Annotated in this window: 23 protein-coding genes and 1 tRNA gene; 11 read left to right on the top strand and 13 right to left on the bottom strand. The window is 31.8% G+C overall.

Going from position 1 to position 23,563, the window contains the following annotated elements; all coding sequences use genetic code 11:
- Nucleotides 1-2 precede the first annotated feature (2 nt).
- From FUA26_RS03855 to FUA26_RS03830, 6 genes are all read right to left on the bottom strand, one after another.
- Nucleotides 3-1,268, bottom strand: coding sequence for a glucose-1-phosphate adenylyltransferase (locus FUA26_RS03855; RefSeq protein WP_147131804.1), 1,266 nt, complete (start codon nucleotides 1,266-1,268; stop codon nucleotides 3-5).
- Nucleotides 1,261-2,679: a glycogen synthase gene (locus FUA26_RS03850; RefSeq protein WP_147131801.1), complete on the bottom strand. Its 1,419-nt coding sequence runs from the start codon at nucleotides 2,677-2,679 to the stop codon at nucleotides 1,261-1,263. Before FUA26_RS03850 ends, FUA26_RS03855 begins: the two co-directional genes overlap by 8 nt.
- A gap of 228 nt (nucleotides 2,680-2,907) precedes the next feature.
- Nucleotides 2,908-4,704, bottom strand: coding sequence for a translation elongation factor 4 (lepA, locus tag FUA26_RS03845; RefSeq protein ID WP_147131798.1), 1,797 nt, complete (start codon nucleotides 4,702-4,704; stop codon nucleotides 2,908-2,910).
- Nucleotides 4,705-4,951: 247 nt separating this feature from the next.
- On the bottom strand, nucleotides 4,952-5,155 hold the full coding sequence (locus FUA26_RS03840) for a hypothetical protein (protein WP_147131795.1): 204 nt from the start codon (nucleotides 5,153-5,155) through the stop codon (nucleotides 4,952-4,954).
- 18 nt (nucleotides 5,156-5,173) lie between these two features.
- On the bottom strand, nucleotides 5,174-6,571 hold the full coding sequence (locus FUA26_RS03835; RefSeq protein ID WP_147131792.1) for a radical SAM protein: 1,398 nt from the start codon (nucleotides 6,569-6,571) through the stop codon (nucleotides 5,174-5,176).
- A gap of 348 nt (nucleotides 6,572-6,919) precedes the next feature.
- Nucleotides 6,920-7,663, bottom strand: coding sequence for a prolipoprotein diacylglyceryl transferase (locus tag FUA26_RS03830; RefSeq protein WP_147131789.1), 744 nt, complete (start codon nucleotides 7,661-7,663; stop codon nucleotides 6,920-6,922).
- Between the two features lie 68 nt (nucleotides 7,664-7,731).
- On the opposite strand from FUA26_RS03830, the gene dusB reads away from it, so the two are divergent.
- Nucleotides 7,732-8,727, top strand: coding sequence for a tRNA dihydrouridine synthase DusB (gene dusB / locus FUA26_RS03825; RefSeq protein ID WP_147131786.1), 996 nt, complete (start codon nucleotides 7,732-7,734; stop codon nucleotides 8,725-8,727).
- An 18-nt stretch (nucleotides 8,728-8,745) separates the two neighbouring features.
- The gene (locus FUA26_RS03820) at nucleotides 8,746-9,027 is read left to right on the top strand and encodes a SelT/SelW/SelH family protein (RefSeq protein WP_147131783.1); all 282 of its coding nucleotides are present in this window, start codon (nucleotides 8,746-8,748) and stop codon (nucleotides 9,025-9,027) included.
- A gap of 33 nt (nucleotides 9,028-9,060) precedes the next feature.
- On the opposite strand, the gene FUA26_RS03815 is transcribed toward FUA26_RS03820, so the two are convergent.
- Complete coding sequence (locus FUA26_RS03815) at nucleotides 9,061-10,275, bottom strand: ABC transporter permease (protein WP_147131780.1); 1,215 nt, start codon at nucleotides 10,273-10,275, stop codon at nucleotides 9,061-9,063.
- Nucleotides 10,276-10,671, bottom strand: coding sequence for a 30S ribosome-binding factor RbfA (rbfA, locus tag FUA26_RS03810; RefSeq protein WP_147131777.1), 396 nt, complete (start codon nucleotides 10,669-10,671; stop codon nucleotides 10,276-10,278). It lies immediately after the preceding gene.
- Nucleotides 10,672-10,783: 112 nt separating this feature from the next.
- On the opposite strand from rbfA, the gene mce reads away from it, so the two are divergent.
- The 5 genes from mce to FUA26_RS03785 all read left to right on the top strand — a co-directional run bounded on the left by mce (nucleotide 10,784) and on the right by FUA26_RS03785 (nucleotide 14,076).
- On the top strand, nucleotides 10,784-11,188 hold the full coding sequence (gene mce / locus FUA26_RS03805) for a methylmalonyl-CoA epimerase (protein WP_147131774.1): 405 nt from the start codon (nucleotides 10,784-10,786) through the stop codon (nucleotides 11,186-11,188).
- Nucleotides 11,189-11,267: 79 nt separating this feature from the next.
- Nucleotides 11,268-11,341 (top strand) — tRNA-Ile (locus tag FUA26_RS03800).
- Between the two features lie 127 nt (nucleotides 11,342-11,468).
- Nucleotides 11,469-12,386 (top strand): DNA adenine methylase, encoded by a 918-nt coding sequence (locus FUA26_RS03795; RefSeq protein WP_147131771.1) that lies wholly within the window; start codon nucleotides 11,469-11,471, stop codon nucleotides 12,384-12,386.
- The gene (locus FUA26_RS03790) at nucleotides 12,370-13,191 is read left to right on the top strand and encodes a type II restriction endonuclease (RefSeq protein ID WP_147131768.1); all 822 of its coding nucleotides are present in this window, start codon (nucleotides 12,370-12,372) and stop codon (nucleotides 13,189-13,191) included. Before FUA26_RS03795 ends, FUA26_RS03790 begins: the two co-directional genes overlap by 17 nt.
- 3 nt (nucleotides 13,192-13,194) lie before the next feature.
- Nucleotides 13,195-14,076, top strand: a complete 882-nt coding sequence (locus tag FUA26_RS03785; protein ID WP_147131765.1) for a DNA-methyltransferase — start codon at nucleotides 13,195-13,197, stop codon at nucleotides 14,074-14,076.
- Here FUA26_RS03785 and FUA26_RS03780 read toward each other — a convergent pair.
- From FUA26_RS03780 to FUA26_RS03765, 4 genes are all read right to left on the bottom strand, one after another.
- Nucleotides 14,073-14,912, bottom strand: a complete 840-nt coding sequence (locus tag FUA26_RS03780) for a rolling circle replication-associated protein (RefSeq protein WP_147131762.1) — start codon at nucleotides 14,910-14,912, stop codon at nucleotides 14,073-14,075. The genes FUA26_RS03785 and FUA26_RS03780 overlap by 4 nt on opposite strands.
- Before the next feature lie 335 nt (nucleotides 14,913-15,247).
- Nucleotides 15,248-15,559, bottom strand: coding sequence for a helix-turn-helix domain-containing protein (locus FUA26_RS03775; RefSeq protein WP_147131760.1), 312 nt, complete (start codon nucleotides 15,557-15,559; stop codon nucleotides 15,248-15,250).
- A gap of 82 nt (nucleotides 15,560-15,641) precedes the next feature.
- A complete protein-coding gene (locus FUA26_RS03770; RefSeq protein WP_147131758.1) occupies nucleotides 15,642-16,304 on the bottom strand; it encodes a hypothetical protein in 663 nt (220 codons plus the stop codon).
- Nucleotides 16,304-17,536: a site-specific integrase gene (locus FUA26_RS03765; protein ID WP_147131755.1), complete on the bottom strand. Its 1,233-nt coding sequence runs from the start codon at nucleotides 17,534-17,536 to the stop codon at nucleotides 16,304-16,306. The genes FUA26_RS03770 and FUA26_RS03765 overlap by 1 nt, the downstream gene beginning before the upstream one ends.
- Before the next feature lie 263 nt (nucleotides 17,537-17,799).
- On the opposite strand from FUA26_RS03765, the gene FUA26_RS03760 reads away from it, so the two are divergent.
- Nucleotides 17,800-20,721 (top strand): FAD-binding and (Fe-S)-binding domain-containing protein, encoded by a 2,922-nt coding sequence (locus tag FUA26_RS03760; protein ID WP_147131752.1) that lies wholly within the window; start codon nucleotides 17,800-17,802, stop codon nucleotides 20,719-20,721.
- Nucleotides 20,722-20,983: 262 nt separating this feature from the next.
- Nucleotides 20,984-21,187: a hypothetical protein gene (locus FUA26_RS03755; protein ID WP_147131751.1), complete on the top strand. Its 204-nt coding sequence runs from the start codon at nucleotides 20,984-20,986 to the stop codon at nucleotides 21,185-21,187.
- Here the strand turns inward: FUA26_RS03755 and FUA26_RS03750 are convergent, their stop codons facing one another.
- Nucleotides 21,188-21,784, bottom strand: coding sequence for a riboflavin synthase (locus FUA26_RS03750; RefSeq protein WP_147131748.1), 597 nt, complete (start codon nucleotides 21,782-21,784; stop codon nucleotides 21,188-21,190).
- Between the two features lie 109 nt (nucleotides 21,785-21,893).
- Between FUA26_RS03750 and pdxA the strand changes: the two genes are divergently transcribed.
- Nucleotides 21,894-22,934: a 4-hydroxythreonine-4-phosphate dehydrogenase PdxA gene (pdxA, locus tag FUA26_RS03745; RefSeq protein WP_147131746.1), complete on the top strand. Its 1,041-nt coding sequence runs from the start codon at nucleotides 21,894-21,896 to the stop codon at nucleotides 22,932-22,934.
- An 80-nt stretch (nucleotides 22,935-23,014) separates the two neighbouring features.
- A complete protein-coding gene (locus tag FUA26_RS03740) occupies nucleotides 23,015-23,557 on the top strand; it encodes a YceD family protein (protein WP_147131743.1) in 543 nt (180 codons plus the stop codon).
- Nucleotides 23,558-23,563 lie beyond the last annotated feature (6 nt).

Here is a 23,563-nt window from a genome sequence, read left to right as displayed (position 1 = left end):
AATTATAATGTGAACCCTCTAGGAATGGTTACGCCTTTTTTAATTACTACTATACCGTCTTTAATAAAGTAGGTATCTGTTTCTGTGTCTTCTAGATGGTTACCACCGTTAATTCTAACATCATCACCAATTCTACAATTTTTATCTACAATGGCATTTTTAATAAAACAACGTTCGCCAATACCTAAAAGAATATCAATTTTATCTTCTTCAATTTTTTCTAGCGTTTCGTATCTATCAGACCCCATCATGTAGGTGTTAATAATGGTTGAATCTTTACCAATTCTTGAACGAATACCTATAACTGATTTTTCAATTTTTGCGGCGTTTATAATGCATCCTTCAGCAATTACAGCTTTTTCTAAAGTTGTGCCTGCTATTTTTGTTGTTGGTAGCATGCGTGCTCTTGTGTAAATGCGTCGACTTTTATCATATAAATCAAAGGCAGGAATATCTTCAGTTAAACCAATATTTGCTTCAAAGAATGATTCAATAGTTCCAATATCTGTCCAGTAACCTTCATATTGGTAGCTAACAGTTTTATGATTTTCTATACTTTGAGGTATAATTTCTTTCCCAAAATCAATAGTATCAGGGTTTTCCATTAATTTAACAAGAAGTTCTCTGTTAAAAATATAAATACCCATTGATGCTAAATAATTACGGCCTTGGTTTTTCATGTCGTCACTTACTTCTGATACCCAATCAGGAAGTAAACTAGCATCTGGTTTTTCAATAAACGAGGTTACAACGTTTTCTTCGTTAGCTTTCATAATACCAAAACCAGGCGCATCTTTTGCACTAACAGGAATGGTTGCAATAGATATTTCGGCTTTACTTTTTTTATGAGCTTTTACCATTTCATCATAATCCATTTGGTAAAGCTGATCTCCAGAAAGTATTAAAAAATAATCAAAATCATGTCTAACAAAGTGATGCATGCTTTGGCGAACAGCATCGGCGGTACCCTGAAACCAAGTTTTATTTTGTGGTGTTTGTTCTGCTGCTAAAACATCAACAAAAGCACTACTAAAAAAACTAAAATGGTAGGTGTTTTTTATGTGCCTGTTTAACGAGGCCGAATTAAATTGTGTTAAAACAAACATGCGTTTTATGTCTGAATTAATACAGTTTGAAATAGGAATATCTACCAATCTATATTTACCTGCAATTGGCACTGCGGGTTTTGATCTGTCTTTAGTTAGTGGATATAGTCTAGAGCCTTGGCCGCCACCTAAAATTATGGCTAAAACTTTGTCGTTAATCATTTACTGGTTGTTTAATTGATTTATAAAGGGTTATATATGTAATAGCAGATTTATTCCAAGAATGATCAATAGTCATTATTTGTTTTTGAAGTGCGCTAAAGGTTTTAGTGTCTTTGTATAACTCTATAGCTCTATTAACAGCGTGCACTACACTTGCAGCGGTTATTTCTCTGTGGCAAATACCAAAACCATTAGGTTCATCAATATCTGTAACGGTATCTTTGAGCCCGCCAACGCTTCTAACAATTGGTATGGTACCGTATCTTAATGCGTACATTTGATTTAAACCACAAGGCTCAACGCGTGATGGCATTAGTAAAAAATCAGCACCAGCATAAATGTTATGCGATAAGGCTTCGTCATACCCAATAAAGGCGTTGTATAAACCTTTAAAGTTTAATAAATCTTTTAAAGGTTCTTCAATATCACTATTGCCTGATCCTAAAAGTAAAATAGAGGCATTTTTTGTATTGAGAATTGTTTTAAAAGCTTCTGGAAATAAATCGGCTCCTTTTTCTAAAACAAGTCTTCCTATGAAGGCAAAAAGTGGTTTTTTAGCATCTAAGTTAAATTTTTTACATAAGTATGCTTTATTGGCAACTTTACCCGTATTTATAGTTTTTGTGTTATAATTTTCTTGTATGAATGGGTCTGTCTCCGGATTCCAAACATTTACATCAATACCATTTAAAACACCCACACATTTTGGGGCTTCACTACTTAATAAATTTTCTAAACCATTAGCAGATTTTTTAAGCTCTTCCATGTAACTTGGTGATACCGTTGTAACTCTCCAAGCACATTTAATGGCTGCGGCTAAGGGGTTTATAGAGCCACCCCAATCTAACAATCCAACATTATCAAAATTAAATTCTGGAATTAGGTTTACCTTATCATGCGAAAACCAACCTTGGTATTGTGCATTGTGTATAGTAAATATACTGGGCGTATTTTTAAAAGCAGCATATTGTTTGCATTGCTGCATCATAAAGGGTGTTAACCCTGTGTGATGATCATGACAATGTATAATATCTGGCAAATCATTCCATGTTGTTAACCAGTTTAGTGCTGCAATTTGAAAGGCTAAAAACCGTTCTGTATCTTCATTTGAGTACACATAATCTTTAAAAATTAATTCTGGCACATCAATAAAATAAACATTAAAGTCCAGCACGTCCTTATTAAGCATTAAAACGTTAAACTCTAGTGTTTCATTGGCAAGTGTGAGTGTATCACTGTAAATTTTATTAAAATTATGGGCTTTGGTAAATTTATTGTCATAATAAGGCATTATAACATGCGAAGAAATACCAGCGTTATTTTGATATTTTGGTAAGGCACCAACAACATCGGCCAAACCACCAACTTTGGCTACCGGATAGCATTCTGCACTAATATGTATTACTGTCATATTAAACTTTCATATGTTATAAACATACAAAAATATTGTTAATAACTTTGTTGAAATCTCATTTTTGAGAAAAAAAAAGCATTATTGAGGATATTTGATTTTTTCGTTAAAGAAATTTAACAAATACCTTTATTTTTCTTTAATATTCTATAAAATTCAACAAAGTCTTCCGGTAGGTACTATTATGTTTTTAGTGCTTAAAAAACTTATTTGTTGGCTAGTATTTTATTAATCGTTAAGTTTTAAAACGGCCATAAAAGCTTGTTGTGGAATTTCAACGTTACCAACTTGCCTCATACGTTTTTTACCTTTTTTCTGTTTTTCTAAAAGTTTACGCTTACGCGAAATATCACCACCGTAACATTTAGCTGTTACATCTTTACGAAGTGCTTTAATAGTTTCTCTTGAAATAATTTTAGCGCCAATGGCCGCTTGAATTGGAATATCAAATTGCTGACGCGGAATTAATTCTTTAAGTTTTTCGCACATTTTTTTACCAATAGTTTGTGCATTATCTGCGTGAATTAATGCCGAAAGCGCATCAACCGTTTGTGCGTTTAATAAAATATCAACACGTACAAGTTTTGATGGTTTCATGCCAATTGGATGATAATCAAAAGAAGCATATCCTTTTGAAACGGTTTTTAATCTATCGTAAAAATCAAAAACTATTTCGGCTAGAGGCATATCAAAATTAAGTTCTACACGTTCGGTAGTTAAATAGGTTTGGTTAGTAATTTGCCCACGTTTTTCTATACAAAGGCTCATTACATTACCAACAAAATCGGCTTTAGTTATTATGGTTGCTTTAATATAAGGTTCTTCAACACGGTCTAGGGTTGAAGGATCGGGTAAATCACTTGGGTTGTTTACAATAATAATATCGTCTGGTTGTTTTTTGGTGTAAGCGTGGTATGATACGTTGGGAACGGTTGTAATTACCGTCATGTCAAACTCACGTTCAAGGCGTTCTTGAATAATTTCCATATGAAGCATGCCTAAAAAACCACAACGGAAACCAAAGCCTAAAGCGGCTGAACTTTCAGGAGCAAAAATTAATGAGGCATCATTTAACTGAAGTTTTTCCATTGAAGCTCTTAGCTCTTCATAATCTTCAGTATCAACGGGGTAAATACCAGCAAAAACCATTGGTTTTACATCTTCAAAACCAGAAATGGCATTTTTTGTTGGTTCTTTAGAATCGGTAATAGTATCACCAACTTTAACTTCGCGTGCATCTTTTATGCCGGTAATAAGGTAACCAACATCGCCTGCTTTAATTTCTTTTTTTGGTAATTGTTTAAGTTTTAGGGTACCAACTTCATCAGCAAAATACTTTTTATTGGTAGCAATAAATTTTATTTCTTGCCCTTTTTTTATAGAGCCATTAATAACCCTAAAGTAGGTTTCTACGCCTCTAAAGGGGTTGTAAACAGAATCAAAAATTAAAGCCTGTAAAGGCTCATCTGGGTTTCCTTTTGGTGCAGGAATACGATTAATAACCGCAGCTAAAACGTTTTCAATACCAAAACCAGTTTTACCACTGGCGTGTATAACATCTTCGGGGTCGCAGCCCAATAAATCTACAATATCATCGGTAACTTCTTCTGGGTTAGCACTTGGTAAATCTACTTTGTTAAGTACAGGAATAATTTCTAAATCATTTTCAAGCGCTAAATACAAGTTAGAAATTGTTTGAGCTTGTATGCTTTGTGCAGCGTCTACAATAAGTAAAGCGCCTTCGCAGGCAGCAATTGAGCGCGATACTTCGTAACTAAAATCTACGTGACCAGGTGTGTCAATTAAGTTAAGCACGTATTTTTCGCCATTAAATTCATAATCCATTTGAATAGCATGACTTTTAATGGTAATACCACGCTCGCGCTCTAAATCCATACTATCTAGTAACTGATCTTGTTTTTCTCTATCAGTTACAGAGCCTGTAAAATCTAATAAGCGGTCTGCTAGTGTGCTTTTACCGTGATCTATATGTGCTATAATGCAAAAGTTTCTAATGTTTTTCATGCTTGTTACTCGGTTATCGAGATTTAAGTGAATTGAGGTTTACCTCAAAATTAAAATTTGTTTTCTAGTAAACTATCTGTGGTGCAATACCTAGCTGATTATTTCAAATTACTAGAGGCGCAAAGATACTCTATTTAATCAAAGATAAAACTATTATTTTGTAGCAACAATTTACGGCTAGTTTACCCGTTTGTTTTTGTGAAATTTCAATATTATTTACTTTAAAATTAACCTGTTACTCATTTTTTTATTCTGCCATTAAAGTACCGCAAATGCCAAGGCTAACAATTACATAAACAGCAGCAATTATAAATAGTACTGTGGCTGCTTTTTTGCTTTTTCGCCTTACTAAAAAGCCTATAAGTGTTAAAAAAACGGCTGGCCCAAACATAATGGCGAGTATTAAATAAATAATACCATCAAAATTAGCTTCAAGAAAAAATGTAGTCATTCAAAAAAAAAATTAAAGCTAAAAAGTTAGCTGGTTTCTAAGTGTTTGTAAACGTTGTTTTTTATCATCTCTATAAAACAAATTCATGGTTTCAAAAGGAATAATTTTATTGTCTTTATTAACAATATGCACGCATGATTTTTTTATGGCGCGTACATCAAAGTTATAAGCATCAATAAATTGCATTATAATGATACGAAATAAATTATCATATCCTAAATTAGGCGCATCAATATTTGGTAAGCAGCACATTATGCTTTTTAAATTTTCTTCGGCCACTTCAACCGAATTTCCTGTGCTAAAAAGCTCAATCATTTTACCATGTAACTGTTCATCTTGCTCATAAATAATGGTGTTTTTGCTATTGTCTAACAAATCGTTTGGGTTAATATAGCGTGTTAACGGAAACACCTGGCCATTAAGCTTTAAGGCATAACCCATAACCAATGCATCTGGGTTACAGGGTACCGGCAATAAATCATCAGATGTAAAAATATTGGTTTGCTCCATGATGTTTCTGCGTACTTCGGTAAGTGTCATTCTATCAGTTTCGGGGTTAAAATTATCTAATCTGCCGGCAATTTGTGTGGGCTGAAATGTAACACCTCGTACACATTTTTGTTTTAGGGCATAATCTATAATTTTACCAATTTCGTGGTCGTTTAAGCCTTTTTGAAGCGTAACTACTAAGGTTGTAGATAGGTTTAATTTATTTAAATTATGTAAAGCCTGTTTCCGTACTTCATTCAAATTAGCACCTCGTAATTCTTGCAATACGCTATTCTCAAACGAATCAAACTGTAAATAAATTTCAAAATCTGGCGCATAGGTTTTAAGTTTTTCAGCAAAAGCAACATCTTTAGCTATTTTTATACCGTTGGTATTAAGCATTAAATGCCTAATGGGTAGAGATTTGGCATAATCTAGAATTTCCCAAAATTGTGGATGAATAGTAGGTTCGCCACCCGAAATTTGTACCACATCAGGCTCTTTTTCATTTTTAACAATAGTATCAAGCATTTGTTTTACCTCATCTAAAGTACGATGTCTTCCGTAAGTAGGCGAGGAGCCCGCATAACACGTAGGGCAGGTTAAATTACACCTATCAGTAACCTCAATAACCGTTAAACACGAGTGTTGTTCATGGTCTGGGCACAAGCCGCAATCATAAGGGCAACCATAATGCGTTTTGGTATTAAAGGTGTATGGTGTTTCGCTAGGTTTATTGTAGTTTCTTATGTTTTTATAATAATCAATATCATCAGCAATTAGTACTTTAGAGTTTCCGTGTTCTTTGCAATATTTTAGCATATACACTTTGTTGTTTTCAAAAACAATTTTGGCATCAACACGCTTTAAACATTCAGGGCAAAGGCTTAAAGTATAGTCGTAATAGGTATATTTTCTAACAGGCATATTTAATGTTTTAATTTGGGCGTTACCACAAGGGTCAGGCTTTCGGCAGTCGCTCTCTCCTTCGTCGAGGAGCTTCAACAAATGCCTCAATCCTTAACGCAGAGGTATTTACTAATTAAGTAGGAGGTTTCAGCTTTTCGTTATTTAAAGAGCATTAATATAGATACCGTGAGAAGCCCACAAATCATTACTGTGCTAGTCCAATAAAACATTCTAGTGCCCCATTGATTAAACATTTTTTTACCATATAACTTTTTCACATAACCATTAGTAAACTTCCAATAAAGAAGTGTAATAAATAAAAAGAGTACAAGAGCAATAATAATCATTAATATATTCTTCATTAGTTTATGGTGTTTGTTTTGTAAAAGATACTAAAGTTTTTCTGTAATAAAGCATACAAATTATGCATAATATTTGAATGCTGCTTAAACCAAAAATGTAAAAAACGTTGGGTTTTAAAAATTCAATAAAAAATCTAAAGGCAAAATACAGTATCATAAACCATTTAAAAACAGCACCATTTTTAAGTAAGCTTCGTTTTTTACCATATTTTAAAAAGAAAAACAGTAGTGCCAAAAACACAAGTTCATATAATGCTGTTGGGTGGCGTAAAACACCATCGCCTAAATCCATACCCATAAAAAAGGCTGTTTTTTTACCATAGGTAAACTCATTAATACCCGATAAAAAACAGCCAATACGCCCAATAAAAATACCTAAAATTATGGGCAGCGTAAACAAATCGCCAGAAGATTGTGTTTCGCCAATACACTTTTTAGCAAGCTCAACACCCAATAAACCACCAAACAAACCGCCCATAATGGTTTTTGCATTTAAAAGCTGAATGCTATTTTCTTTAGTGAATTCAACTAACGGATTTTCTAAAACACCCATTAACCTAGAGCCAATTAAAGCACCTAAAGCAGCACCTAAAATAATTGTTAGCCTGTTGTTTGATGAAATAGCATCAGTACTTTTCCGTCTTAAATACACATAATACCTAAATCCAATAAAGAATGCTAAATATTCTAAAACCAAATGAATATTAATATTATAACCAAATAATTGAGGCTCAAAAGGTATTTGCAAGGTGTCTATTTTTTATAAATATAAAGCTTTCAACAAAAAACAGTAATTTTGCAACTTCAAATAATTGTATGGTAAAAATAGATAACATAGAACTGCCAGATTTTCCGTTGCTTTTAGCACCCATGGAAGATGTTAGTGATCCGCCTTTTCGTGCATTGTGTAAAGAGCAAGGAGCCGATGTTGTTTACACCGAGTTTGTATCTAGCGAAGGTTTAATACGTAATGCTGCTAAAAGTGTTATGAAACTAGATATTTATGAAAAAGAAAGGCCCGTAGGTATTCAAATCTTTGGAGCTAATCTAGATAGCATGCTTCAAACCATTGATATTGTAGAAAAATCTAAACCAGATATTATTGATATTAATTTTGGGTGCCCAGTAAAAAAAGTAGTTAGTAAAGGTGCAGGTGCAGGTATTTTAAAAGATATCTGCCTTATGGAAAAGCTTACTGCCGAAATGGTAAAACGCACCAATTTACCTATTACAGTAAAAACCCGTTTAGGTTGGGACCACGATTCTATACGAATTGTTGAGGTGGCCGAAAGGTTGCAAGATGTGGGTTGTAAAGCCATTTCTATTCATGGGCGCACTAGGGCTCAAATGTACAAAGGGAATGCCGATTGGAAACCTATTGCAGCCGTAAAAAATAACCCAAGAATGCATATTCCGGTGTTTGGAAATGGCGATGTAGATTCGCCTGAAAAAGCTGCCGAAATGCGTGATAGTTACGGTTTAGATGGCGCCATGATTGGGCGTGCAAGCATTGGAAACCCGTGGTTTTTTAAACAAGTAAAGCACTATTTTAAAACAGGCACATATTTACCGCCTATTTCTTTAGAAGAACGTGTTGAAGCAGCGCGCCGCCACTTACAAATGTCTATTGATTGGAAAGGTGAAACTTTAGGAGTTTTTGAAACCAGACGCCATTATACCAACTATTTTAAAGGTATTCCGCATTTTAAGGAATACCGCACAAAAATGGTTACAAGTGATAAACCTGAAGATGTTTTTGCAACCTTTGATGAAGTTTTAGATAAGTTTTCAGGATATGAATTTACCGTTTAACTGCTTGTTAATTTCAATATGAAATCACATATAAAAATAACATATTGTACACAGTGCCAATGGTTGTTACGTGCCACTTGGATGTCTCAAGAATTACTTACCACTTTTAAAGATGATATTGATGCATTAACATTAATACCCGGCACAGGTGGTATTTTTGAAGTATATGCCAATGATGAAAAAATTTGGTCTCGTAAAGAAATGAATGGGTTTCCAGAAATTACTAAACTAAAACAATTGGTTAGAGATGTTATTGCACCCAATAAAAGTTTAGGGCATATTGATAGGAAGCATTCTTAAAACAATGATATTACACAATAACAAAATTTTAAACTAAATAGTTTTAATTAAGCTTTTTGTAATTCTTGCTGAAGCTATTTTTGATGCCACAATACCTAAAACAGATATAGTTACAAATACTAAAATTAAGTTTGTAAATTTAATTTTTGTAGGATACACTAATGTTGGTGTAATGTAAACCTTTAAAAAATCAGGTCCGTATGTTTGGTTTACAATTAAAATTAAGCCTAAAATTACACCTACAAATCCGCCAACTATACTCATTAGGCTACCTTGATAGAAAAATATTTTTTTAATATCTTTTAAACTTACACCCATATTAAATAAAGTACTTAAACTTTGTTTTTTGTCTAACATCATCATTATTAATGAGCCAATTACGTTAAAAAAGGCTATTATTAAAACAAGTGTAAAAATAAGGTAAACTGCTAAATATTCTGTGTTTAACATTTTATACAGCGCGTCATTTAATTGTGCCCTGTTTTTAAGTATTACTTTATTACCTAAAATGTTTTGTATTTTTTGTGCAGTATTTTCAACGTTGGCATTTGTTATTAATTTAAATTCTAATGCTGTAATTTGGTTAGCCTTGTAGCTTAAAAGTTTGGTAACCAGGTTTGTAGGAGCAAAAATGTAATTATCGTTTAGTTTTTCATTTATATAAAAAACACCCACGTTTGTAGCTTTTACAGTATTAAAAGCATTGGTTGTTGAGGTAATTTGTTTTTTGCCTGGTTTTGGTACGTAAATATTTATAGGTTTGGTATAATCTAAAACACCAATTGATAGGGTGTTGGCAATACCCCAACCACAAACTATTTGGTTGCTATTTTGTTCTAGCCAGTTACCATAATCTATTTGAGATTCTATATCAACAACTTGGTTATAAAAAGCATCAACACCTTTAACTGTTGCTAAAGTTTTTTTTGCTTCAGAAGTAATTAAAACACGTTCTTCAACAATTTTTGAAAATTGCGCAATTTCATCTAAAGCATTAAGCTGTTCAATATCATTATCTGTTAAAAAAAATGTTTTGCCTTTGGTGGCTTGGGCTTTTAGGTCAGGGTCAACAATATTAGTGAAATCTAAAGTAAAATCTTTTAAACCAGCAAAACCTGATAATACTATAAATAATGATGCCGAACCTAAAATAACACCAAAAAGTGCAAAATAAGTAATAAAATTTATAGCATTGTTTGTGCTTTTAGAGCGCAGGTAACGTTTGGCAATGTATAAGGATATATTCAATTAAGATTTTTTTCTTTTATCCAGTAAATCAGGGTTATTAATTGGGTTTTCTAAGCCTTTTAATGAGCGTTCAATACCGTCAATATATTCCAAAGAATCATCTAAATAAAAATTAAGTTCAGGCATTCTGCGTAATTGGTTTTTTGTACGTTGTGCCAATTCGTGCTTTATAAAAGCAGTATTGGTTTTTATGCCTTGCACAAGTTCTTTGGCTTTGTTGTTAGGAAAAATACTTAAATACACCTTAGCTATTGATAAATCTACCGTTACAGATACTTTTGTAACTGAAATTAACACCCCTTGTAAACCACCTTGTGTTGCGGCTCTTTGTAACACATCAACTAAATCTTTTTGAAGTACTGATGCTATTTTTTTCTGTCTTTGACTCTCTTCCACGTGTTATCTTTTTTAAACCAAAAACTGGTTATATTCTGCAAAAATAAAGGTTATTTAAACATAATAATGCTTTTTAATTTACAATTTTTGTACCTTTCTTTAAAAGTAATATATGAATAAAATAGAACATATTGGTATAGCTGTTAAAAATTTAGATGATGCTAACACATTGTTTTCAAAATTATTTGCAAAACCGCACTATAAAATTGAAACTGTTGAAACTGAAGGTGTAAAAACCTCGTTTTTTAAAGTAGGCAAAAACAAGATAGAATTACTTGAAGCTACCAAACCCAATAGCCCAATAGCAAAGTTTATTGAAAAAAAGGGAGAAGGCATTCACCACATAGCCTTTGATGTTGATAATATTGAAGCTGAAATAAAACGTTTAAAAAAAGAAGGGTTTACAGTTTTAAACGATGTGCCAAAATTAGGAGCCGATAATAAAAAAGTAGCTTTTTTACACCCAAAAAGTACTAGCGGTGTTTTAATTGAGCTTTGCGAAACAATAAAGGATTAATTTTTCTTGTAGAGTTTTAAAATAAGTAGTAATATTGCACTCTCTTTTTAAAAAGAGTATAATTAGCGTAAAGCTAATGGGTCCTATAACTCAGTTGGTTAGAGTATCTGACTCATAATCAGAAAGTCCCTGGTTCGAGCCCAGGTGGGACCACTTTCATAGATTGTAAAGCCTTGTAAACATTGAGTTTATGAGGCTTTTTTGTTTCTAGGGGACGAATGAGGGGACGATTATTTTAATAGAAAAAGAAAATGTATTTTTACGTTAAATAAATATTTTAATGAAAAAAGTAATTGCAAAACCATTCTTGAAATGGGCTGGAGGAAAAACTCAATTAATTGAACAGATTGAAAATCAATTACCTAAAAATATATTTGAAAGCAGTTTTACATATATAGAACCATTTGTTGGAAGTGGAGCAGTTTTATTTTGGATGCTAGAACAATTTCCTAATATGGAAAATGCAGTTATAAACGACATAAACACAGACTTAACAAATTGTTATATTTCTATAAAAGAAGATGTTGAAAAATTAATAAATACCCTTTCAAATTGGCAAACGGAATTTTATCTTTTATCTCATAATGATACAGAGAAAAAAGAATATTATTATGAAAAAAGAACACTTTTCAATTCGAGAACTTCAAATCAAATAACACAAAGTGCTTTGTTTATTTTCTTAAACAGAACCTGTTTTAATGGACTTTTTCGGGTAAACCGTAAAAACGAATTTAACGTTCCAATCGGTAGCTATAAAAAACCTTTAATTTGTAATAAAGAAAATTTAAGAGCGGTCTCTAAAGTACTTCAAAGAGTAGTAATTTTAAATGGAGATTATTCAGAAACATTAAATTTAGCAACAGATAACACCTTTTTCTATTTTGATCCACCATACAAACCATTAAGCGAAACTTCAAGTTTTAATTCTTATGCAAAAGACGAGTTTAATGATTCAGAACAAGTGCGTTTAAGAGATTTTTGCACACAATTAGACGACTTGAATCATAAATGGATTTTAAGTAATTCAGATGTTAAAGGGAAAAATCCTAACGACAATTTTTTTGATGATTTATATTCAGACTTTAATATTCACAGAGTAAATGCACGCAGAAGTATTAACGCAAATCCAAGCAAAAGAGGAAAATTAACAGAACTACTAATCACTAACAACAATAGAGAGTATGCCCAAATCGTTTGATGAATTTTTATCACAATTAAGTACAACAAATTCAACACTTGATTTTTTTGTTGATTTTGAAAAAATCACAAAAAATGTTGATTCAATATCAATAAAGTTAAATCAATTAAACTATCTAATTGGTAAAGAAAATTTGAAAGAAGCGGTTAAAAAACTCTTTCAAGAGAACAATAGTTGTTTTTCAGTTCTAAACATCATTATTGCAGTAAGAGACAATAGATCAGTTTTAGATGATGACGGAAACTTAAAAGAACTAAACAGTTATTTTGAAACTTCGGAATCAGTTTATGAATTTATAATGAAAACAGGTCTTGCAGACGTCCTAAAAAATAAGCAGATAAAAAACTTAGTAGATTACGTTTTTGGAATTGAGGTTGGACTTGATACTAATGCTCGTAAAAACAGAGGTGGTAAAAATATGGAAAAGGCTATCTCAAAAAAATTCAATAAAAATGGGGTTCCATTTGAAACAGAAGTAAAGCATACTACATTTCCAGAACTTATACATTTTGGTAAAGATGTAAAAAGATTTGATTTTGTCATTAAAACTAGAAAAAACACCTATTTGATAGAAACAAACTTTTATAATGGAGGTGGTTCAAAACTTAACGAAGTGGCAAGGTCATACACAGATTTAGCACCCAAAATTAATCAATATGACAAATTTGAGTTTGTTTGGATAACTGACGGTCAAGGATGGTTTTCTGCAAAAAACAAATTACAAGAAGCATTTACGCATATTCCACACGTTTATAATTTAAAAACATTATCTGATTTTATAGAGAAAATCAAAAAAGAATTATAAACATTGTTAAAACCATACTACAAATCAACTGATAAAAAATTCTGTCTATTAAAAGGAGATTCTATGGAATTACTGCCAAAAATCAATCATAAGTTTGATATGGTTTTTGCTGATCCACCATATTTTTTATCAAATAATGGTTTGTCAATACAAAGCGGTAAAATCGTTTCAGTAAACAAGGGTAAATGGGATAAATCACTTGGGACAGAGCATATAAACAAATTCAATAGACAATGGCTTTCATTAGTAAGAGAAAAAATGAAAGAAGATGCTACAATTTGGATTAGTGGTACAATGCATAACATTTTTAGTGTAGGACAGCTTTTAACAGAATTAGATTTTAAAATATTAAATATAGTTACTTGGCAAAAGTCAAATCCACCACCAAACTTTTCTTGTAGATATTTCACCCATTCGACTGAACAAATAATTTGGGCAAGAAAAAACGAGAAAACACCTCATTATTTCAACTATGAATTAATGAAACAACTTAACGGGGATAAACAGATGAAAGATGTTTGGAAACTTCCTGCAATAGCTCCTTGGGAAAAAAGTTGTACAAAACATCCAACGCAAAAACCTTTATCAGTTTTAACACGTTTAATTTTAGCATCTACAAAACCAAATGCTTGGATTTTAGATCCATTTGCTGGAAGTAGCACAACAGGTATTGCGGCAAATTTATCAAATAGACGTTTTTTAGGAATAGACCAAGAACAAGAGTATTTGGAAATTAGTAAAAATCGAAAACTTGAAATTGAAAACCCGAAAATAGCCTCTAAATACAGACAAAAGTTACAAGGTTTCAATAATCAAAAAGAATTAGATTTATTTTTAGCCAAAGAACCGGAAGCTGAATATGTATCAGAATTAACACTTAACTAATTTTTTAAAACAGCATTGTTTTTATCATCTAATCTTTTGTAAAGAGGTAAAGTCTGTCTATTCAAATCAATCATTTTTACATTGATAACAGGGTTTTTTCTGTCTGTGTTTTTTAACTCCTTAAGAATAGCTCCCATGCGTTTAAATTGGTCTGTAAATTCAACTGTACTGTAAAAATCGGTGTAAAGCTCAGAAACACGTTTTGAGCAGTTCCAAACTTGACATTTAAAGCCGTCATCGTTTTTTGTTACGTACTTAGTAACATAAGAAGCTATTGACCTAATATTGTTTGAGTTTAATTGTTTGACATCAAAAGCGGAAGAGGGTCTATAGTCTTTTTTCCTTGGTTCTATGCCGTTTTTTAATTGTAAATCAATCCAATAATTCCACCATTTTTCAATTTTCCAATATTTATTGGTTATCATGTGGAAGTGAACATTGCCCTTAAAGATATCATTCTTAGTTTGGCGTTCTGCAACCCAAACATATTGAAAATCGTCGCTACGCTTTTTGGCATTATCGATAAACTTTCTAAGCAGATTAATGGCTTCATCATCACTTACCTTGTTTAAAAAGGTAAGTGTGACAAAACTCAATCGTTTATAACATCTAGCAAAACAGGTAATCTTTTTTCGAATTTTTCTTTTCGAACGCACAGACAAGAAGCGTTCTTTTCGCTCCTTGTCTTTACTTTCCTTTTTTTTTGCCTTAGTACTTTTTTTAGGCTTTTGCTTTTTTCGCTGTAAAGCCGAGCCTGTAAATTCATTTTCGGGAATTTTGCCGAATGGCTTAACCGTAAATGCTACGCTTGAACCATATGTATTTTTAACTATCATAATCTGAATCGTTGCACATTAATTAAAACCATTAAAAGGTTATTTATTAAAGGTTTTTTTTAAAGGTTCTAACAAGGTGTGCTATTGAAGGTTTTTAGTTTTAAAGGTTAAAAAAAAGAAAGACTATTAAGTTAGGTACGGCGGTACGAAATCGCCCTTTTTAATTTGTTTCATAAAGTTCCCCTCTCTTCGGTTGTAAACGTTCATATATTTCCAAGTAGGATGCTTTTTATCCAAGAACATTGAAAAACCGTTTAACTTATGAACGTAAGTCCATTTTTTAGGCTTTGTTTGATTTTCGAAGAATACTATAACGGAGTAATCATTTTTCTTTTTTAACATGATTGACCCCCTCTCTTTAAAGTGGTTTTAACCTCAGTTAACGCCTCGTTAATATCTTCCAATCGGTATAGCACACGATTACCAATACGCAAGGCTCGAATAATCCCTGTTTTAGTCCACTCGTTAAGAGTTGGTAAGGAGATACAAAGTGTTTTAGCAGTTTCTTCTCTAGAGAATAGAGATATAATTTTTTTGTTTGGAGAGATTTGCTCCTTGACAGCATTAACTACTGTTTCATGTAATACATTTTTAATCGCTTGTTCTAAATCTGCGATTTTGAAATTGTTGATTTGGATGTTTTCCATATTTAATTTTATTTAATTATTAATATGGTGCAAACATCCTATTTTAAGGAGCTGTGGTATTATTTCTGTGGTACCACAATTTTTACGTGAGGTTTTTAATTTCCTTGTTTATTTTGTTTTGAATTGATTCAAATGTTTTGTTTTCAAATAGTTCTAAAAGTTTTTCTAAATTTTCGGTACTTCTCAGGTTATTTTTGCCACCTTGTAAAATAGACAGATTCCTTCTGATATTTTCTGAGCCAATATTTAAAATTTGACCAAGGACTTTTGCTGTATGCTCTTTAGTAAAATCTCTTAAATCTAAACCTAAAAAATGAAGTGCTAATAGCTTTTGGTCATTGTTCAAGTTTGAAAAATTAGATTTCTTGGTGGGTTTGACTTCTAATTCTTGGAGCCATTTATAGTACTCGGCAAATAAAACAGCTTCTTCGATTTCATTTGCAAACGCAGGGTCATTTTTCATTTCAGGGTCATATTTAAACATTCCCTCATATTCATCATCTAATAAATAACGATTGAAGACTGAATTGAAAAATACTGGATTTCCCATTTCCATTAAATCAAACACACTATTAGTTTCATTAGCAAAATTTAATTCTCCCATAAAATTCGGGTCTTTATCAATTTGACTTGTAAACGCTTGTATTTGATTGATTTCATTCTCGATTAAGTACTTCTTGTTTTTTACAGTTTCTAATCTTTTTTTAAATTTTTCAATAAAATGGTTTTCAGAATGTGTGTTCATTAGTTAAAAAATGGGTGCGTTAATAATTTGTCTGCGTTTTCTTTTTGAGTAACTCTAATGTATTGCAAAAATGAACGCTCTGTTTTATGACCTGTTATTTTCATAATAGAAATTGTAGGCACTTCGGCAAGATATAAATTTGTAGCAAAACTACGTCGAGCAGTATGAGTAGAAACCAACTTATATTTTGATACAGGTTTCTTTTCAACTTTCCCTCCTTTAGTTATTGAGGTTTCAACTTTTTCCTTAATCCCTGCTAAACTAACTATTTCTTTTAAGTAAGAATTCATTGTTTGGTTAGTGTAGGCTTTTGGTAATTGATTATTGTACTTTTTTAAAATAGACCTAACAGTTTTGTGAAGTGGTATTGAAACTCTTTGTCCTGTTTTTTGTGTTCGTATTTCAATGACAGTATTATTAGAAACTATATTCTCGGGTCTAATTTGAATGAAGTCAGAAAATCGCAACCCTGTATAACAGCCTATTAAAAACAAATCTCTAACCTTATCTAATCTAGGACTGGAAGATAAATCTATCTTTTCAATTTTCGCAAGTTCATCAACACTTAAATAAACCGTATCTGCTTCTTCACGTATTGTTTTAAAACGCTTATTCCTAAATTCCATATTCGTGTTAATTCCACGCTCTGTGGCTTCATTCATAAAAGACTTAATTGTTTTTATGTGTTTACCGATAGTATTTGAAGATAAATTATGTTCAGTTTTCAAAAAGCCTAAGTACTGATTATAAAACTCCAAAGTAATTGTACTAAAATCTACAGGGCGCTTTTTTTTACTGTACTCTTTTAAGTATTTATAAGCTGTATTATAAACTTTAATAGTACCTATTGACTTATTAAGTTTACTTTCCTCAATATAACTATCAATAAATTCAAACAAGGAAACCTGTCTCGGTTTTAATATATTATCATCAAGCTCACTTTCTAAAGCTTTTTTTAGAATTGTATTATTTGGCTGAATGCCATCATTAAGCAATTTCCTAAAAGCATTATTAATTCCATTTTCTAATTTATCTAACCGCGCATTAAATTCAGGATATTCAGGAAATTGTTTTGTTGATTTTACTCTTTGTGAAGTCGCATTCCAGAACTTAGGATTTATTATTTCACCTGTTGAGTATTTGAACCTTTTATATTGATAACGATACAACAAATAGATTAAAGTATCTTCTTTTGAGTTCGGTTCTTTAAGTATGAATTTTGCTTTTGCCATAAAACAAATATATATGAAAAAAGCATCTCAGGGGACGAATGAGGGGACGAATAATTTTATTTTCGTTTAATTTCACCTTATTTCCGTTAATCTGAAAACCCCCTATTTTAAAGGGTTAACAAACTAAAATACAATAAAATAGAGTAAAATAAAATCAAAATTCATGGGGTGCAGGTGGGACCACCAGTAAAATCAAGCCTTGTAAATTTCATATTTATGAGGCTTTTTTTATTTAAAAAAGTATCTTCGCTTAAAATACACATATGCTGCAAAAAAACTTAAAAAACAACCTCTTAGCGCTTTCTAAAGCCTTACAAGGCAGTTTATTTTTTGATGATTTGCATAAAAGTATTTATGCTACAGATGCCTCGGTATACAGAAAAATCCCTTTAGCAGTTGCATACCCTAAAAGTGAGGCTGATATTATTTTATTAATAGCATTTGCTAAACAACACAAAACAACTTTAATACCTCGTACAGCAGGCACATCATTAGCAGGCCAATGTGTTGGAGAGGGTATTGTGGTTGATGTTTCTAAACATTTTACAGAAATTTTAAATTTTAACAAAAAAGAACAAACCGTTACCGTACAGCCTGGTGTAATTAGAGATGAGCTTAATAGGTTTTTAAAACCATATGGTTTGTTTTTTTCGCCTAATACATCAACCAGTAATCGTTGTATGATTGGTGGAATGGTTGGTAACAACTCATCAGGTTCAACATCTATAAAATATGGGGTTACCAGAGATAAAGTTTTACAATTAAACACTATTTTGTCTGATGGTTCAAAGGCTATTTTCAACACTATTAATACTTCAGAAATTGAAACTAAAAGCAAAGGTCATAGCTTAGAAAATTATATTTATAAGTCGGTTTTCAATACACTTTCAAATAAAAACATTCAGCAACAAATTCATGATGCGTTTCCTCATAAAAATATCCATCGTAGAAATACTGGCTATGCAGTTGATGTTTTTTTAGATGAAAACACACAAACCGGACTTACTGAAACTATAAACATAGCGCAATTACTTTGCGGAAGCGAAGGCACATTAGCATTTACCACCGCTATTACTTTAAAACTAGACCGTTTACCGCCACCAAAAGAAGTGTTAGTAGCTGCTCATTTTAATAGTGTACAAGAGAGTTTAGAAGCTACTGTTGTTGCCATGAAACACAATTTGTATGCATGCGAATTGTTAGATAAAACTATTTTAGACTGCACCAAAAACAACCGCGAGCAACTTAAAAACCGTTTCTTTATTGAAGCAGACCCCAAAGCCATTTTACTGTTAGAAGTTAGAGCCACCACACAAACAGATTTAGAAATCCAAGTTAATGCGCTTATTAACAGTTTAAAAGCTGGTGGTTTCGGGTATGCTTATCCTAAATTATATAACCAAGACATAAATAAAGCCTTTGAGCTACGTAAAGCAGGTTTGGGCTTGTTGGGTAATATTGTAGGCGATAAAAAAGCGGTAGCATGTATTGAAGATACAGCTGTTAGGCTACAAGATTTGCCAAATTATATTGCTGAATTCACACAAATGATGGATAGCTACAACCAAAACGCTGTGTATTACGCGCATGCTGGTGCTGGCGAAATTCATTTAAGACCTATTTTGAATTTAAAAAAAGCCGAAGACGTTGTGCTTTTTAGAGAAATAACCACAAAAACAGCTCAATTGGTAAAAAAATATAAAGGGTCTTTTAGTGGTGAACATGGCGATGGTATTGTGCGTGCAGAATTTTTGCCTTTAATGGTTGGCAATAAAAATTATGAATTACTGAAACAAATAAAACATATTTTTGATCCGGAAAATGTATTTAACAAAGGAAAAATTGTTGATGCATTTCCTATGGATGAAGCGTTGCGCTATGAAGTTGACAGAGAAGAGCCAAATATTGAAACCACACTCGATTTTTCCGATTCTAAAGGCATTTTAAGAGCTGCCGAAAAGTGTAATGGTTCAGGTGATTGCCGTAAACCTGTATCTGCTGGCGGTACTATGTGCCCAAGTTATAGGGCAACCAAAAATGAAAAAGATACCACACGGGCAAGAGCTAATGCATTACGTGAGTTTTTAACTAATTCAGATAAAACAAATAAGTTTAATTCTGAAGCATTAAAACAGGTTTTCAGTTTGTGTTTAAGTTGTAAAGCCTGTGCAAGTGAATGCCCAAGTAATGTTGATGTTGCTAGTTTTAAAGCTGAATTTTTACATCAATATTACAAGAGTAATCCGCCTTCTTTCAGAACTAAAGTAATGGCCAATAACGTAAAATATAATAAGCTTGGTAGTAAACTTCCAAACGTTACCAATGCAGTTTTAAATACATCAGTTTCAAAAAAAATTCTAGGTATAGCACCGCAGCGTAGCATACCTAAATTAGCAAAAACTACATTTAGAAACTGGTTTAAAAGTTACCAATCGTCAATTTTAAATATTGAAAATGTAAAGGGAAATTTGTATTTTTTTGTTGATGAGTTTACTAATTATTATGATGTTGAAACAGGAAAAGATGCCGTACAGCTTTTAGTAAAGTTAGGTTACAAAGTACATGTAACTATTCATGAAGAAAGCGGACGTAGTTTTATTTCTAAAGGATTTTTAGACGAAGCAAAACAGGTTGCAAATAAAAACATTGAGGTATTTAAAAACCTAATTTCAAATAAAACACCTTTGGTTGGTATAGAGCCATCGGCTATTTTATCGTTTAGAGATGAGTATTTGCGATTAGCCGATGATAAAAAAGCAGCAGTAGAAATTTCAAAAAACACCTTTACTATTGAAGAGTTTTTAAAAAATGAAATAACAAAAGGGCATATAGTTGAAACGCAGTTTACACAAGCACAAAAAAACATAAAAATTCATGGGCATTGTCACCAAAAGGCATTAAGTAGTACCGCATCTATTTTTACTATGCTTAATTTACCAAAAAACTATAAGGTTACAATTATAAACGCGGGTTGTTGCGGTATGGCAGGATCTTTTGGTTATGAAAAAGCGCATTATGCTATTAGTATGCAGGTTGGTGAAGACACACTGTTTCCAAAGCTTAGAAACTTACAAACCGATGTTGTTATTGCTGCGTCAGGCACCAGCTGCCGACATCAAATTTTTGATGGTGTAAAAAAAACGGCGCTACACCCAGTTAGCATATTAAAAAACGCACTATTATAACAGTGTCATTTTTTTAATAATCTGATAATCAAATTAAAATAGTATAGCTGTAATATATATTATATATTTGTAATTAAAGCAATGTGAGTAAGTAGCTTTAAAAAAGCATGTTTTTTATATAAAAAACGTTAATTTATATAGTTTTTAAGTTAGCAAAAACAAACACTTAATCGGGTTTTTTTACCTTTAATAGATGTTTTTTCATTGAAAAATGCTTTAAATTGTTTTATCAGCTCACTTTTTTTTTTACATTTGTGAACAAATGACAATACAAAATAAAAGAATATTTGCCTCAATCTTATTTGTATTAATAAGTTTTGTATGCCTATCGCAAACGGCACCGCCGCCGCCAGCACCACCCTCGCCACCGCCAGGGTTTCCTATTGATGGTGGTGTAATACTAGGTGCTATTTTTGCTTTGTGTTACGGTGCTAAAAAGTTAATAGCCCCTAATTTAAAAAAATAGTTATTTAAGCTGGTTTATATTAACCAATTTTGTAACATACTTTCCTAAAACATCAAATTCTAAATTAATAACAGTACCAACTTTAAATGTGTTAAAGTTTGTGTGGTTGTATGTGTAAGGTATTATTGCTACACTAAAACTGTTGTTTGCAGAGTTTACAACCGTTAAACTTGTACCATTTACAGTAATTGAGCCTTTTTCAATGGTAATGTTGTTTAATGAACTATCATATTCAAAAGTAAATACCCAACTACCATTTTCTTCAGTTATAGCTTTGCAAACACCAGTTTGGTCAACATGTCCTTGTACAATATGGCCATCAAGTCTGTCACCTAACTTCATGGCGCGTTCTAAATTTACTTTATCGCCCGTTTTTAAGTATGAAAGGTTTGTTTTATCTAAAGTTTCCTTTATGGCAGTTACAGTATACTCATTGTTATTTAGGCTAACAACAGTTAAACAAACTCCGTTATGTGCTACACTTTGGTCTATTTTAAGTTCAGGAGTTATGTTACTCTTTACGGTAATATGCAGGTTTGTATTTTCGTTTTGTAGTTTGGTTATGGTGCCAATATCTTCAATAATTCCGGTAAACATATTTTAATCTGTTTATTTGGTTAAATTTGCAACATCAAAAATACATGAATTTTTTCATTTAAAACGTTATAGTAGTTAAATGAAAACATAAATAAAAGTTGTTATTTTAATGAAGAAAGACGCACAAATAGTAGTTGGTATATCGGTGGGCGATTTAAATGGTATTGGTAGTGAAATAATATTAAAAACCTTTGAAGATAATCGTATTTTAGATTTTTGTACGCCAGTAATTTTTGCATCGGCTAAAACCATGAATTTTTTTAAATCGCATTTCAAATCTGGTATAAATTTTCACAATATAAATAACATTAATCAGTTAGCACACGGTAAAGTTAATGTGTTTAACTGTTGGAACGAACCCGTTAAAATTGAGTTTGGTAAAGAAGATGTTAAAATTGGCACTTATGCTATAAAATCACTAAAAGCAGCTACAAATGCTTTAAAAAATGGTGAAGTAGATGTTTTGCTAACAGCACCAATAAATAAATTCAACATACAATCAAAAGAATTTAAATTTCCAGGACATACAGATTTTTTAGCACAAGAATTAAAGGGCGAAAGCCTCATGTTTATGATAACCGATGATTTAAGAGTAGGTTTATTAACAGATCATGTACCGGTTAAAGACGTTGTAAATCATATAACTGAAGCGCTTATCACAAAAAAAATTAATACTATACACGATTCGTTGGTAAAAGATTTTAAAATATCGAAACCAAAAATTGCTGTATTAGGCATAAATCCGCACACAGGTGATAATGGTGTTATAGGAAAAGAAGATGACGAAGTGTTAAGGCCAACAATTAAAAAAATAAAAGAAAAAGGAAAATTAGTTTTTGGCCCTTATGCTGCCGATAGCTTTTTCGGATCAAATAATTTTAAAAACTTTGATGCAATTATTGCTACATACCATGATCAAGGTTTAATACCATTTAAAACACTATCATTTGGGCAAGGTGTAAATTATACAGCAGGATTAACTAAGGTTAGAACCTCTCCAGACCACGGAACAGCTTATGAAATAGCAGGAAAAGGACAAGCCGATGAAAGTTCGTTTAAAGAAGCTTTGTTTGCTGCAATTCAAATTCATAAAAACAGAATTGAATATGAGCAACTTACACAAAACGCCTTAAAAAAACAGCAAAAATAGATATAAACAAAAAAATGTTTATAAGTAATGTTGCATAATATAAAATTTCATATATTTGCAGGCTCAAAATAGATGTGATAATGAAGCCATTGAAAGAATTTGTAATCCAATTTGTAGGATTAAAAGTAGGAAAGCATCATTTTGAGTATGAAATAGCTCAAGCGTTCTTTGATTATTTTGAGTATCAGGAGTTTAATGATGTTAATGTAAAAGTAAATGTTACTTTAGAAAAAAAGTCAACACTACTTGAATTACATTTTAAAGCTGAAGGATTTGTTAACGTAAATTGCGATTTAACAAATGAACCATACAACCAAACCATTGAAAGTGAGTTTGATTTAGTGGTTAAATTTGGTGATGAATATAATGATGAATATGAAGACATTTTAATAGTACCACACGGCACTTATGAAATAAGTATTCAACAATACATTTATGAGCTAATAATATTAGCGGTACCAATTAAAAGAGTACATCCAGGTGTTAAAGACGGCACATTAGGGTCTGATATACTTAAAAAGTTAGAAGAATTAAGCCCAAAGCTTAACGAAAATAAAGAAAAAGAAGAAGAGGAAATTGACCCTCGATGGAATACATTAAAAAAACTATTAACGGATAAATAACAATAG

Origin of the sequence: Seonamhaeicola algicola, from assembly GCF_007997385.1 — a bacterium.
Lineage (GTDB): Bacteria > Bacteroidota > Bacteroidia > Flavobacteriales > Flavobacteriaceae > Seonamhaeicola > Seonamhaeicola algicola.
The sequence above is the reverse complement of the archived record's forward strand: the minus strand, read 5'-3'. Positions and strand labels throughout refer to the sequence as shown.

Excerpts from the sequence above, each read along its gene's own strand:
- FUA26_RS03855 (WP_147131804.1), bottom strand. The coding sequence starts at position 1,268 with ATGATTAACGACAAAGTTTTAGCCATAATTTTAGGTGGCGGCCAAGGC.
- FUA26_RS03850 (WP_147131801.1), bottom strand. The coding sequence starts at position 2,679 with ATGACAGTAATACATATTAGTGCAGAATGCTATCCGGTAGCCAAAGTT.
- lepA (WP_147131798.1), bottom strand. The coding sequence starts at position 4,704 with ATGAAAAACATTAGAAACTTTTGCATTATAGCACATATAGATCACGGT.
- FUA26_RS03840 (WP_147131795.1), bottom strand. The coding sequence starts at position 5,155 with ATGACTACATTTTTTCTTGAAGCTAATTTTGATGGTATTATTTATTTA.
- FUA26_RS03835 (WP_147131792.1), bottom strand. The coding sequence starts at position 6,571 with ATGCCTGTTAGAAAATATACCTATTACGACTATACTTTAAGCCTTTGC.
- dusB (WP_147131786.1), top strand. The coding sequence starts at position 7,732 with ATGGTAAAAATAGATAACATAGAACTGCCAGATTTTCCGTTGCTTTTA.
- FUA26_RS03820 (WP_147131783.1), top strand. The coding sequence starts at position 8,746 with ATGAAATCACATATAAAAATAACATATTGTACACAGTGCCAATGGTTG.
- mce (WP_147131774.1), top strand. The coding sequence starts at position 10,784 with ATGAATAAAATAGAACATATTGGTATAGCTGTTAAAAATTTAGATGAT.
- FUA26_RS03795 (WP_147131771.1), top strand. The coding sequence starts at position 11,469 with ATGAAAAAAGTAATTGCAAAACCATTCTTGAAATGGGCTGGAGGAAAA.
- FUA26_RS03790 (WP_147131768.1), top strand. The coding sequence starts at position 12,370 with ATGCCCAAATCGTTTGATGAATTTTTATCACAATTAAGTACAACAAAT.
- FUA26_RS03780 (WP_147131762.1), bottom strand. The coding sequence starts at position 14,912 with ATGATAGTTAAAAATACATATGGTTCAAGCGTAGCATTTACGGTTAAG.
- FUA26_RS03775 (WP_147131760.1), bottom strand. The coding sequence starts at position 15,559 with ATGGAAAACATCCAAATCAACAATTTCAAAATCGCAGATTTAGAACAA.
- FUA26_RS03770 (WP_147131758.1), bottom strand. The coding sequence starts at position 16,304 with ATGAACACACATTCTGAAAACCATTTTATTGAAAAATTTAAAAAAAGA.
- FUA26_RS03765 (WP_147131755.1), bottom strand. The coding sequence starts at position 17,536 with ATGGCAAAAGCAAAATTCATACTTAAAGAACCGAACTCAAAAGAAGAT.
- FUA26_RS03760 (WP_147131752.1), top strand. The coding sequence starts at position 17,800 with ATGCTGCAAAAAAACTTAAAAAACAACCTCTTAGCGCTTTCTAAAGCC.
- FUA26_RS03755 (WP_147131751.1), top strand. The coding sequence starts at position 20,984 with ATGACAATACAAAATAAAAGAATATTTGCCTCAATCTTATTTGTATTA.
- FUA26_RS03750 (WP_147131748.1), bottom strand. The coding sequence starts at position 21,784 with ATGTTTACCGGAATTATTGAAGATATTGGCACCATAACCAAACTACAA.
- pdxA (WP_147131746.1), top strand. The coding sequence starts at position 21,894 with ATGAAGAAAGACGCACAAATAGTAGTTGGTATATCGGTGGGCGATTTA.
- FUA26_RS03740 (WP_147131743.1), top strand. The coding sequence starts at position 23,015 with ATGAAGCCATTGAAAGAATTTGTAATCCAATTTGTAGGATTAAAAGTA.